The sequence below is a fragment of the Myxococcus sp. CA051A genome, assembly GCF_013336705.1.
GTDB classification, from domain to species: Bacteria; Myxococcota; Myxococcia; order Myxococcales; family Myxococcaceae; genus Myxococcus; species Myxococcus llanfairpwllgwyngyllgogerychwyrndrobwllllantysiliogogogochensis.
The window spans coordinates 68,590-79,282 of record NZ_JABUMS010000028.1; the positions used below are offsets into that span (position 1 = coordinate 68,590).

Consider the following 10,693-nt stretch of genomic DNA (forward strand, 5'->3'; position numbering starts at 1 on the left):
GGGCCCATCAATCCCTGGCGCCCCGAGAGTCCCTTGCAGCTCAATGACCTGCGTTTGCAATTGAGGTGGGCGCGAACCATGCCGGTGCGAATCCGAACAGCTGAAGGCGAACTGTCCTATGCCGGAGTCGAAGAGGTCCGTCAGGCGTTGAAGACGGGGCTGGTGGATGCCTCGGATGAGATATCCCTCTCTGAATCAGAGCCCTGGCGGCCCGTGCGCGAGGTGCTTGGCTCTCCCCAGTGGCGCTGGCGCGACCACTTCCAGTGGTACGGCCTGACGGCGCTGCTCATAGGGATGTTCCTGCTCGGCGCGGGCCTGCTCTGGTACGTCCTCCTCGTGAGCACCAGCCTGCTCTGGTTCAACATGAAGCGCCGGGCACCGCGAAGTGGCAACCGCTGGTGGTGAGTCGCTCCTGGCGACCTTACGGCGTCTTCCAGTCCCCAAAACACGCCGTGAGTCCGCACTCCGGACACCGGCAGCCGATGTAGACCCAGCGGACATCGGTGGTGTCCTTGTAGAAGGCGGCGCCCAGGGCCATCTCGAAGGCCCCAGTCCCACAGGGGCACTCGGCCTGCTCGAGCTTTGCCTCCTCGAGGAACTCCTCGCTGTCCGCGAGGGGGACTTCGTGCTCGCACCTGGCACAGCACTGCACCGCCGCGCCCGCCTCCTCGTCGATCAGGAGGTGGTGCCGCTCGTGACCGCAAGGACAGCGCAGCTCATCGAGTCGCTGGACGGGATAACCGTTCTTCTTGCTGTACCGCTCGAGCTCCGCGCGGATGTCCGCGCGGGAATCGCCGTAGGAGTACCGGCCCTTCTTCTTCAGCGCCACGCGCTCACCCCAACAGCTTGAAGCTCTCGCGAGCAATCACCATCCGCTGCACCTCGCTGGTGCCCTCGTAGATGGTCTGCACGCGGGCGTCGCGGAAGTACCGCTCCACCGGGAACTCGTCGATGTAGCCGTAGCCGCCGTGGAGCTGGACGGCCTTGTCGCAGACGCGATTGCTCGTCTCGCTGGCGAACAGCTTCGCCATCGACGCCTCGCGAGTGAACGGCTGCTTCTGGTCCTTCATGTACGCCGCGCGCAGCGTCAGCAGCTCCGCCGCGTCGATCTGCGTCTTCATGTCCGCGATCATGAAGCGCGGCCCCTGGAACTCGCCAATCGCCTGACCGAACGCCTTGCGGTCCTTCACGTAGGACACGCTGGCCTCCAGCGCCGCGCGAGCCACGCCGCACGCCTGCGAGGCGATGCCGATACGTCCGCCATCCAGCGCGACCATCGCCAGCCGGAACCCCTGCCCTTCCGAGCCCAGCAGGTTCTCCGCAGGAATCACACAGTCCTCGAACGTCAGCGCGACGGTGTTCGAGGAGCGCAGGCCCATCTTGTCCTCGTGACGACCGATGATGAGACCCTGGGTCCCACCCTCCACGATGAAGCACGACAGGCCCTTGTTGCCGGTCGCCGACGTCCGCGCCCACACCACCATGACGCCCGCGTGCGCGCCGGAGGTGATCCACTGCTTGCTGCCGTTGATGACCCACGAGTCGCCACGGCGGACAGCGGACGTCAGGAGCGCACCCGGGTCGGAGCCCGCGTGCGGCTCGGAGAGCGCGAACGAGCCGGCCACGGCCTCACCCGACGTCAGCCGCGTCACGTACTTCTCGCGCTGCGCCTCGGTGCCGAACGCGTTGATCAACTCCGCGCACATGTTCGTCACGGCCATGGCCACGGACGTGGACGCATCCGCCGCGGCCATCTCCATCATCGCCAGCGCGTAGGACACGGCGCCCGCTTCCGAGCCGCCGTACTTCGCGGGGATGTTCACCCCGAGCAGCCCCAGCTCGCCGAGCTCCTTGAAGATCTCGGTGGGAAATCGCTCCTGGCGGTCCAGCTCGCGGGCAAGCGGCGCCACGCGCTCCCGCGCGAACTTGCGGGCCGTCTCGCGAATCAGCGTCTGGGTCTCGGTCAGCTCGAGGTTCACGTCTGTTGTCCTACTCGATGGCCTTGAGGTTGAACGGATACTCGATGGGGTGGTCGGCGCCGTCCGGAGGCTTGGGGAACGTCATGGACGACAGCACGGCCACCACGCAGTCATGAAGGTTCGGGTCCTTCGGCGTGCTGCCCTTGCGGACCTTCGCGCCCTTCACCAGACCATTGGCGTCGATGGTGAAGGACGTGAGCAGCTTGCCCTCCGCCTTCTTGTTCTTCTCCGCCATGTGGTCCTCGTAGCACTCCTGGATCCGCCCCTGGTTGTACGTGACGACCTGGCGGATGGAGTCCGGAGTGAACGGCATGCGGGCCACGTCCGGCGCGTCGCTCTTCGCGGGCGCCGTCGCGGTGGGGGCGGGCTTCCCGCCCTCGGGCTTCTTCGGCGGAACACTCTCCGCGAACGCGGTGGCCGAGGCCAGAATCAGAACGGGAAGCAGTGCCCTCTTCATGGTGCCTACTCCTTCAGGACGTTGGCGGAGATGACGATGCGCTGAATCTCGCTCGTCCCCTCGTAGATCTCGGTGATGCGCGCGTCGCGCACGTGGCGCTCGGCGTCCATCTCCTTGCTGTAGCCCATGCCGCCGTGCACCTGGAGGGCCTTGTTCGCCACGCGGCTGGCCATCTCGCTGGCGTACAGCTTCGCCATCGCGCTCTCCGCGCTGTGGCGCACGCCCTTGTCCTTGAGCAGCGCCGCGCGCCACACCAGCAGCCGGGCCGCGTCGATCTCCATGGCCATGTCGGCGATCATGAACTGGATGGCCTGGTGCTCGCGGATGGGCTTGCCGAAGGACTTGCGCTCACCCGAGTAGCGCACCGCCTCCTCGTACGCCGCGCGGGCGATGCCCAGCGCCTGCGACGCAATCCCGATGCGGCCACCGTCCAGCGTGGACATGGCGACCTTGAAGCCCTCACCCTCCTTGCCCAGGATGTTCTTGGCCGGCACGCGCATGTCCTCGAAGAACATGGAGCAGGACCAGGCGGCGCTGATGCCCATCTTCTTGTCGGGCTCGGCGCGGGTGAAGCCGGGGGTGTTCGTGGGCACCAGGAAGGCGGTGATGCCCTTGTTGCCCGCCTCCTTGTTCGTCATCGTGAACAGGACGATGGCGTCGGCCTTGGGGCCGTTGGTGATCCAGTTCTTGGAGCCGTTGATGACGAACTCGTCACCCCGGCGCACCGCGACGGTCTGCTGGGCTGCGGCGTCGCTGCCGGCCTCGGGCTCCGTCAGGCCGAAGCAGCCGAGCTTGTCGCCCCGCGCGAACGGCGTGAGGAACTCTTCCTTCTGGGCCTCGGTGCCGAACTTCGACACCGGGTCGCAATAGAGCGAGTTGTTCACGCTCATGATGACGCCGGTGGAGGCACAGCCTCGGCTGATCTCCTCCATGGCGAGCGCGTAACAGACGTTGTCCAGACCGGCGCCGCCGTACTTCTCGGAGACGGCCACGCCGAGCAGCGACAGCTCGGCGAGCTTCTTCACCGCATCCGTGGGCCAGGAGTGGTGTTCATCCCACTTCCGGGCGTTGGGGGTCAGTTCCTTGGCGGCGAACTCGCGGCACATCCGCTGGATCTCGCGCTGGACATCGGTCAGCTCGAAGTTCATGAGGGCTCCATATTACGGGGGGTGCTCCCAGGGAATAGCGAAGACGCTCCGCCAGGCCCCAAGCGAGGGTTGCCGTGCCGATTAGCCGACGACCGCCCGCCGGGCTCCCTGGAATCCAGGGGTGAGCCCAGGAACATGTTCAGTGGCACCGTGACGTCCAGGGAGAGGTCCATCCGCGCCCCCTCCCCCGTCCAGGCCCGGCGAAGCACCACGGACACCGTCCAGGGCTTCGTGTTCGGGCCGCGTTCAATCAAGTCGTAGGTCAGGCCCAGGCCCGCCAGCCCACCCGAGCCATCCTGGCCCCACAGGCCCGCGCCCTCTGCGAGCAAGCCCAGCCGAGCGCTGTCCGGAAACGCATACACCCGTGCCCCCGCGAGCAGCCGGAAGGCCGCCGGCTCCAGGCGCACTTGGGGCTCCACGAAGGGCGACAGGATCAGGGTGGGCCCCGGAATGTCCCACGCTGGGAAGGCCCACGGGTGGATGGGCCAGGACAGCACCCAGTGCTCACGCGAGCCCTGTCCCCACTGGAAGCGGACATCGGGGATGAACGGCTCCAGGAAGCAGCCCGTGTAGATGCACAGCGAGCGCTTCCAGGAGACCAGCGCCGGAGCCCGTCCGGCCTCGTCGTCCGGTGATTCGGAGACAGGCTCGGAGACAGGCTCGGAGCGGGCCGGCGTCGCGGCCAGGAGAATCGTGAGGAGACTCCCGACCGCGAGCGGGTGATTCACTTGCCGGTGAAGACGGCGGGACGCTTCTCGAGGAACGCCTTCATGCCCTCGCGCTGGTCGTCCGAGCCGAACAGCTCAGCGAACCCCTGGCGCTCCAGCGTATTGGCCTCGCCCAGGTCCTTGTCCGCGCCCTGCTCGATGACGCGCTTGGCCGTGGCGATGGCCAGGGGACCGTTCTTGATCATCTTCGCCGCGATGGAGCGGCAGTGTGCGAGCAGCTCACCGGCCGGCAGCACCTCCAGCACCAGGCCGATCTCCTTCGCCTTCGCCGCGTCGATGCGCGCCCCCGTGAAGACCAGCTCCTTGGCGCGAGCACGGCCCACCGCGCGGGTGAGGCGCTGGGTGCCACCGAAGCCGGGGATGACTCCCAGGCCCACTTCGGGGAGGCCGAGCTGGGCCTTCTCCGAGGCGTAGATGAAGTCACACGCCAGGGCCAGCTCACAGCCACCACCGAGCGCGAAGCCATTCACCGCGGCGATGGTGGGGATGGACAGCGACTCCAGCAGCGCGAAGGCGCGGTGACCCAGGGCGGCGAACTCGCGAGCCTGGGGCTCCTCGAGCGCGGCCATCTCCGCGATGTCGGCGCCCGCGACGAAGGCCTTCTCGCCCCCGCCCGTGACGATGAGCACGCGCGTGTCGGGGCCGAGCGACTTCACCGCCGCCTCGAACTCCTGGAGCGTCTTGTTGTTGAGGGCGTTGAGCGCCTTGGGGCGGTCGATGGTGAGGGTGGCGACCGCGCCGTCGTGCTCCAGCCGGATGTTCTCGTAGGTCATGTGCGAGGCTCCTGGGGAGGTGGGTGCCTAGTACTTGTAGAAGCCGCGACCGCTCTTCTTGCCGTACCAGCCGGCGTCGACGTACTGGCGCAGCAGCGGGCACGGGCGGTACTTCGAGTCACCCAGGCCCTTGTGCAGCACCTCGGCGATGTAGAGCACGGTATCCAGACCGATGAAGTCGGCGAGCTGGAGCGGGCCCATGGGCTGGTTGGTGCCCAGCTTCATCGCGGTGTCGATGTCCTCCGCGGAGCCCAGGCCCTCCATCAGCGCGTAGCAGGCCTCGTTCAGCATCGGAATCAGGATGCGGTTGACGATGAAGCCCGGGAAGTCCTTGGAGACGACCGTCGTCTTGCCCATGCGCTCGGAGAGGGCGCGCGTGGTGGCGTAGGTCTCGTCCGACGTGGCGGCGCCACGGATGAGCTCCACCAACTGCATCACCGGCACGGGGTTCATGAAGTGCATGCCGATGACGAACTCGGGGCGCTTCGTGGACGCGGCGATGCGGGTGATGGGGATGGACGAGGTGTTGGTGGCGAGGATGCCGCCCGGCCGGACGACGGCGTCCAGGTCCTGGAAGATGCGGCGCTTGAGGTCCTCGTTCTCCGTCACGGCTTCGATCGCGAAGTCGACGTCCTTCGCCTCGGTGACGTTGGTGAGGGTGGCGAGGTTGGCCTCGGCGGCCTGCTGCTTCGCGGCGTCGAGCTTGCCCTTCTCCACCAGCTTCTTCAGGCCCGCGCGGATGCGGTCAGCGCCCTTGGCGAGACCTTCCTTGGACACGTCCGCCAGCGTGACGCGAAGACCCGCCTGCAATGCCACCTGCGCGATTCCCGCGCCCATCTGCCCGGCGCCGACGACGACGATGTGCTCCGTTGCCATGGTGCTCTCGAACCCCTCGGTCGGAATGTGAATGACGTGGTGCGCCCATAGCCCACGCCCCCAGGGCGGTCAACGAGTCGCGGCTGGCAACTGGAGCCGGCGAACGATGTAGCGCTCCTCCCCCACCGTCAGTGGCTCTTCGACGCGGACGCGCTCCTCGCGGCCCGCGAGCTTCACGAAGAACAAGGTCCGGAAGGAGCCCTCGGGCAGGTCCACCTTGAAGCTCAGCTCCGGAGGTGCGCCGGTGTCGCCGAAGAAGCGCTCCTCGCGCTTGAGGACCGAGCCCTCCGGGTCCATCACCTGGAGGTCCAGCGCACGGGCCTGACTCCAACCGTCGCCATCGGGTTGGATGACCAGCTCCCGCTCGGGGACGCCGGTGATCTGCCAGAGGTAGATGCCCAGGCCGAGGAGCAGCAGCAGCGGCAGCCGCTTCGCCAGCGGGGACGAGCGCCAGCCCTTGCGTGCGGGGGGCTGTGGGGCTGATTCAGGGGGAGGCGTGTCCGCCACCACTACTCCTTCTTGGAACGCTTGGAGCCGGGGCGGCGGGCGTTGAGTTCGGAGATGACGACGCGCGCGGTGGGGGCGGCGGTCTTCTCCTTCTTGGGGCGCGGCTCGGTGTTCTCGGGCTCGTCGGCGCCCATCTTCTCCGCCTTGTCGGGCGGGACGAGTCGGACCTGGGCCTTGATCTCCAGCGTCATGCCGGAGACGAGCTTGAGGAACTCGTCGCGGAGCTTCTCGGACTGGAGGAAGCGGCGGAGCTCCTCGGTGATGGCGCCGGTGACCTCGTCCTTGGTCTTCTCCGCTTGGGAGAGGATGAAGCCGAGGGCTTCCTTGGGGAGCTTGAGCTGCCCGGCCAGGTTGCGGATGCCCTCCTCGGTCATGAAGAGGGCGCCCAGGCCGGCGACGGCCATGCGACGGACGAACTCCGGAACGAAGCCTGCGGGACCGGAGCGGCCCTCTCGGCCGGAACGGTCCTCGTCGATCAACGGGTCGTCGGGGTATTCGTCATTGCCGGCCGGGGGCATGCAGCGTCTCCTTGGTGGATGTCAGCGGGCCTGCACCACCGGCAGCGGCATGCTCTTGGCGCCCTGTGCGGACACTCGACCCGCGATGTTGCGAGCGACCTCCTGGAAGGCCTTGGCCTCCAGGCTGTCCTTGGCGCCGATGACCACCGGTACGCCCGAGTCTCCCGAGACACGCACCTTCAAGTCCAGCGGAACCTCTCCGAGGAACGGAATGCCGAACATCTCCGCGGCCTTCCGGCCCCCGCCGTGGTTGAAGATGGGGGTGACGTGCGAGCAGTTCGGGCAGACGAACTGGGACATGTTCTCCACGATGCCCAGCACGGGGATGTGGACCTTGTCGAACATCTGCTTGGCGCGGACGACGTCGGCCAGGGCTACGTCCTGCGGCGTCGTGACGAGCACGGCACCCGCGGCGCGGATGGACTGGGAGAGCGACAGGGCCACGTCACCGGTGCCCGGGGGCAGGTCGAGCACGAGGTAGTCGAGCTCGCCCCAGTTCACGTCGCGCACGAGCTGCATGAGGGCGCCGTGGAGCATGGGACCGCGCCAGATGAGGGCCTGGTCGGCCTCCACAAGGAAGCCGATGGACATGACCTTCATGCCGTGGGCGATGAGCGGATCCAGCGACTTGCCATCGGGGCTGACGGGCTTCTTCTCGCCCAGGCCCGTCATGAGGGGGATGGAGGGGCCGTAGAAGTCGGCGTCGAGCAGGCCGACCTTGGCGCCATGCTGAGCGAGGGCGGCGGCGAGGTTGACGGCGACGGTGCTCTTGCCCACCCCGCCCTTTCCGGCGCCGACGAGGATGATGTTCTTCACCTTGGGGAGCAGGCCGCCGGGGGACGGAGCGCCGCCGCCGGAGGCGCGGACCTGGGCGCCCCACTCGATGTCGAAGGACTTGAGGCCGGGGACGGCCTTGAGCGCGGCCTCGGAGTCGGCCTGGATCTTCCCCTTCATGGGGCAGGCGGGCGTGGTGAGCTCGATCTTGAGTTTGACCGTGTCACCGCTGACGCGGATGTCCTTCACCATCCCCGCCTTCACCAGATCCACGTGCAGCTCGGGATCGATCACCTTGGACATCGCCGCGAGGATGCTGGCCTCGGTAACGCTCATCGGGACACCTGAAACCTTTGGAAAACGGGCGCTTGGGCGCCCCTCAGCGGGCGCGGAACATGCCAGCCCCGGGGGGACTGTCAACGTCGTTTAACGCTGGGTGGACGCGGACGCACCCTGGCGACGGCCTGGAGGGCTGGAGGGTGTTGGCGGGCTGAAGGTGTCTATCAGGGACACTGCGTGTCGGGGTCAGCGGGCCTATTCGAGCGCGGAGAGCCGGTATTCGCCGTCCTCGAGGACCAGGAGGACGGCCCGCTCGTCGCCAATGGGGAAGACGGCCTCACCGGCGCCGACTCGGACGTGCGTATTGAGAGCGAGCCGGGCGCGGCGCAGGCGCTCCTTGGCGAGGGGGTCGCGATCAAAGTCCTCGCGGAGTCGCTCGGGGGTGTAGCGGGCACGCAGGGGCGCGGCGAGCAGGCTCCAGGCCGTCTTCCAGTCCTTCGCGTCGGAGGCATCCAGGAAGCGCCGGAGGGCGGCACGGGGGACATCGGCGGGACGGGCTTCGACGATGCGCCAGTCTTCGCCGGTACGAGCGAGGGTCAGGGAGGGAGCGCGGGCTTCGAGGACGGCGGCGCCAGCACGGACGGCGGCGGCACGTTCGCGGCGGGTGGTCTCGTCGGAGTAGCGCTCCAGGAAGGCGACCTGCCCTTCCGGACCATCGGTGGTGAGGGCGTAGGCGTCCTGGAGGCGGCCTTCGTCCAGGGCGCGGGCGTAGGACTCCGCGACGGAGACGGGCTCACGCGACGTGGTGGCACAGGCCGGAGCCAGGAGGAGGCTACCGATGAGGACAGTCCGCTTCATGGGGCGCGGAAGGTAGCACGGCGTTCGCACGGGAGCATGGCCGCCCCCTCTTCAGGTCGGCAAAGCAATTTTCATGTCCCCTTTTTCATGTAGTCGATCTGGTGGACGCTTTCATGCAGAACATCGCCGAGGCGAACGCAGGCCGGACCGTTCTCAGCTTGCTCGGTGGCGGCATAAACCGTGTCCCCATACGCGAAAGCACGCACCCCAATCTGCCCGCCGAAGTCGTTTGTCGGCTCAAGGCCCGGCACGTCGACAAACGTCCAGAGACACGCTTCCAGTTGAAGAATCTCGCGGGTCATGCCCGCCGTCTTCTTCTCCGCGCGCACCTCGGCCTCGCGCCACCCTCGCTCCCGCCATCTACAGAGGCCCCTCAGCTCGCAAACCTTGCATGAGCCGGTGAGCGCCTACATTTCAACTACAATCGGGACATCCCCGTCGTCGCACTTGCACGTCACTTCTTCATGAGGTCCAGAAGAAGCGAGCGCTCTGACTTAAGACTAAAGGTAACCATGACGTGCTTAGGCTCAACAGGACAATATATCCCAGGACGCACCCGATATCGCTTAGCCTCTTCCATACTCATAGCCACAATTAACTCTGCTCGACACCTGGGACACAGCACCTTCCCGCCAGCGGCAATTACCTCAAGAGCTCTGTTTACATCCCCATCATACAGAGTCGATTCCACATCAACACCTCACCAATCAAGATAAAACACAACGCGACTGACTTTACCCGGGCGCAATCTTAAAATCAACACAAGACCACCCAACCCAGGGCTTTCGTCTTTCACTGAACGACTCACCACCACTTCCTCAATGCAGCAGGGACATTACCCGGAGGAAGGTGTTCGTAGTCCCTGGTAACGGCCCTCCAGATTCTTCTTCGTTCGTCGAGCGTCGGCTTTTCCCCATACAGAAATAAATGCTCACGGCGAAACGCCATGAATTCATCATATTGCGTATTTGTTGGCCGCCCCAGCGTAAGACTTCTCACATGACTCGACTCGTGGACCAGCGTACTGACAGCCTCGATGCCGCTACTCATATTTGAAACATATAGATCGATTTCTTCCTTAAACGTATCCGTACGCCCCGTGATCACGTTGTCATCAACCAACACCCCATCACTCAACCTCTTGGGCTTCACGTAGTTCAGGGCAACATCATAACTACCCTCTTGGATTTGCTTATAAGATCGCTCTACAAGCCTACTGGTGGAGTAGGCCATTCCAATGTCTTCAGAAAGCTCCTCGACAGGCAGTGAACTAACGGCGTTCCCGGGATTATTCGTGGTAATTCTTGCTGCGCCGCCAGTGCCAGCTATCGTCGGCACCGTTACTGAGCCACCATGTGGTGCCTCAGCGACTTCCACCGTCTGTGAAGGTGGACCGCCAGTCCCCTGGCCCCTAGCCGCAAAGCCCGTCTTGACACGCCTGTACAGGCTCTCCTCGGAAAGCGGCAAGGGAACGCCAATCGCATACAGGTCCGCCGCGGAGGTGAAAGCATCACCGCATGCAGACGGATCCCGGTAGACGCCACAACCGTATGCTCCGGTCACGACTCCCACCGCGTCGAGTCCCGTCTCAAGGAGGACCGGGCCTCCTCCGACAAGCCCGGCTGTTGTCATCACAGTGGGCGCAACGGCAGGGATGACGATGCCGCTTAGAGGACCTAACAAAAGTCAGGGCTGGGGTGGCCACCGACGAAGGGCATCCCCAGCTTGAGTGCATGGTCCGCGAACTCGTTCCCGACGCCTTCTGGCAGCGTGTGGCGCCGCTGCTGCCTCCGCCG

At 66.0% G+C, this 10,693-nt stretch carries 14 protein-coding genes; 1 reads left to right on the top strand and 13 read right to left on the bottom strand.

All coding sequences use genetic code 11. From position 1 onward, the window contains the following. Window positions 1-78: 78 nt before the first annotated feature. Window positions 79-405: a hypothetical protein gene (locus tag HUA74_RS42275; RefSeq protein ID WP_174459116.1), complete on the top strand. Its 327-nt coding sequence runs from the start codon at window positions 79-81 to the stop codon at window positions 403-405. Window positions 406-421: 16 nt separating this feature from the next. On the opposite strand, the gene HUA74_RS42280 is transcribed toward HUA74_RS42275, so the two are convergent. The 13 genes from HUA74_RS42280 to HUA74_RS42340 form a co-directional block, all read right to left on the bottom strand. After that, entirely contained in the window at window positions 422-829 is a 408-nt protein-coding gene (locus HUA74_RS42280) for a hypothetical protein (RefSeq protein WP_174459117.1), read from the bottom strand. Between the two features lie 4 nt (window positions 830-833). Continuing rightward, window positions 834-1,979: an acyl-CoA dehydrogenase family protein gene (locus HUA74_RS42285; protein WP_141644389.1), complete on the bottom strand. Its 1,146-nt coding sequence runs from the start codon at window positions 1,977-1,979 to the stop codon at window positions 834-836. Window positions 1,980-1,989: 10 nt separating this feature from the next. After that, window positions 1,990-2,436: an AgmX/PglI C-terminal domain-containing protein gene (locus tag HUA74_RS42290; RefSeq protein ID WP_141644388.1), complete on the bottom strand. Its 447-nt coding sequence runs from the start codon at window positions 2,434-2,436 to the stop codon at window positions 1,990-1,992. 5 nt (window positions 2,437-2,441) lie between these two features. Further along, complete coding sequence (locus tag HUA74_RS42295; RefSeq protein WP_174459118.1) at window positions 2,442-3,584, bottom strand: acyl-CoA dehydrogenase; 1,143 nt, start codon at window positions 3,582-3,584, stop codon at window positions 2,442-2,444. After that, window positions 3,581-4,312: a hypothetical protein gene (locus tag HUA74_RS42300; protein ID WP_371817399.1), complete on the bottom strand. Its 732-nt coding sequence runs from the start codon at window positions 4,310-4,312 to the stop codon at window positions 3,581-3,583. The genes HUA74_RS42295 and HUA74_RS42300 overlap by 4 nt, the downstream gene beginning before the upstream one ends. Then, a complete protein-coding gene (locus HUA74_RS42305; protein WP_174459119.1) occupies window positions 4,309-5,085 on the bottom strand; it encodes an enoyl-CoA hydratase/isomerase family protein in 777 nt (258 codons plus the stop codon). The genes HUA74_RS42300 and HUA74_RS42305 overlap by 4 nt, the downstream gene beginning before the upstream one ends. A gap of 27 nt (window positions 5,086-5,112) precedes the next feature. Next, window positions 5,113-5,961, bottom strand: coding sequence for a 3-hydroxyacyl-CoA dehydrogenase family protein (locus HUA74_RS42310; protein ID WP_046713803.1), 849 nt, complete (start codon window positions 5,959-5,961; stop codon window positions 5,113-5,115). Between the two features lie 69 nt (window positions 5,962-6,030). After that, window positions 6,031-6,468: a hypothetical protein gene (locus HUA74_RS42315; RefSeq protein WP_174459120.1), complete on the bottom strand. Its 438-nt coding sequence runs from the start codon at window positions 6,466-6,468 to the stop codon at window positions 6,031-6,033. Window positions 6,469-6,470: 2 nt separating this feature from the next. After that, window positions 6,471-6,986: a hypothetical protein gene (locus HUA74_RS42320; RefSeq protein ID WP_174459121.1), complete on the bottom strand. Its 516-nt coding sequence runs from the start codon at window positions 6,984-6,986 to the stop codon at window positions 6,471-6,473. Window positions 6,987-7,007: 21 nt separating this feature from the next. Further along, window positions 7,008-8,096, bottom strand: coding sequence for an Mrp/NBP35 family ATP-binding protein (locus HUA74_RS42325; protein WP_174459122.1), 1,089 nt, complete (start codon window positions 8,094-8,096; stop codon window positions 7,008-7,010). A gap of 198 nt (window positions 8,097-8,294) precedes the next feature. Then, window positions 8,295-8,897 carry a hypothetical protein gene (locus HUA74_RS42330; protein WP_174459123.1) on the bottom strand — a complete coding sequence of 201 codons (603 nt, stop codon included), beginning with the start codon at window positions 8,895-8,897 and terminating at the stop codon, window positions 8,295-8,297. A gap of 71 nt (window positions 8,898-8,968) precedes the next feature. Continuing rightward, the gene (locus HUA74_RS42335; RefSeq protein ID WP_174459074.1) at window positions 8,969-9,226 is read right to left on the bottom strand and encodes a hypothetical protein; all 258 of its coding nucleotides are present in this window, start codon (window positions 9,224-9,226) and stop codon (window positions 8,969-8,971) included. Between the two features lie 475 nt (window positions 9,227-9,701). Further along, on the bottom strand, window positions 9,702-10,460 hold the full coding sequence (locus tag HUA74_RS42340; RefSeq protein WP_217443714.1) for a hypothetical protein: 759 nt from the start codon (window positions 10,458-10,460) through the stop codon (window positions 9,702-9,704). Window positions 10,461-10,693: the final 233 nt, after the last annotated feature.

Excerpts from the sequence above, each read along its gene's own strand:
- HUA74_RS42290 (WP_141644388.1), bottom strand. The coding sequence starts at position 2,436 with ATGAAGAGGGCACTGCTTCCCGTTCTGATTCTGGCCTCGGCCACCGCG.
- HUA74_RS42305 (WP_174459119.1), bottom strand. The coding sequence starts at position 5,085 with ATGACCTACGAGAACATCCGGCTGGAGCACGACGGCGCGGTCGCCACC.
- HUA74_RS42330 (WP_174459123.1), bottom strand. The coding sequence starts at position 8,897 with ATGAAGCGGACTGTCCTCATCGGTAGCCTCCTCCTGGCTCCGGCCTGT.
- HUA74_RS42295 (WP_174459118.1), bottom strand. The coding sequence starts at position 3,584 with ATGAACTTCGAGCTGACCGATGTCCAGCGCGAGATCCAGCGGATGTGC.
- HUA74_RS42310 (WP_046713803.1), bottom strand. The coding sequence starts at position 5,961 with ATGGCAACGGAGCACATCGTCGTCGTCGGCGCCGGGCAGATGGGCGCG.
- HUA74_RS42325 (WP_174459122.1), bottom strand. The coding sequence starts at position 8,096 with ATGAGCGTTACCGAGGCCAGCATCCTCGCGGCGATGTCCAAGGTGATC.
- HUA74_RS42320 (WP_174459121.1), bottom strand. The coding sequence starts at position 6,986 with ATGCCCCCGGCCGGCAATGACGAATACCCCGACGACCCGTTGATCGAC.
- HUA74_RS42275 (WP_174459116.1), top strand. The coding sequence starts at position 79 with ATGCCGGTGCGAATCCGAACAGCTGAAGGCGAACTGTCCTATGCCGGA.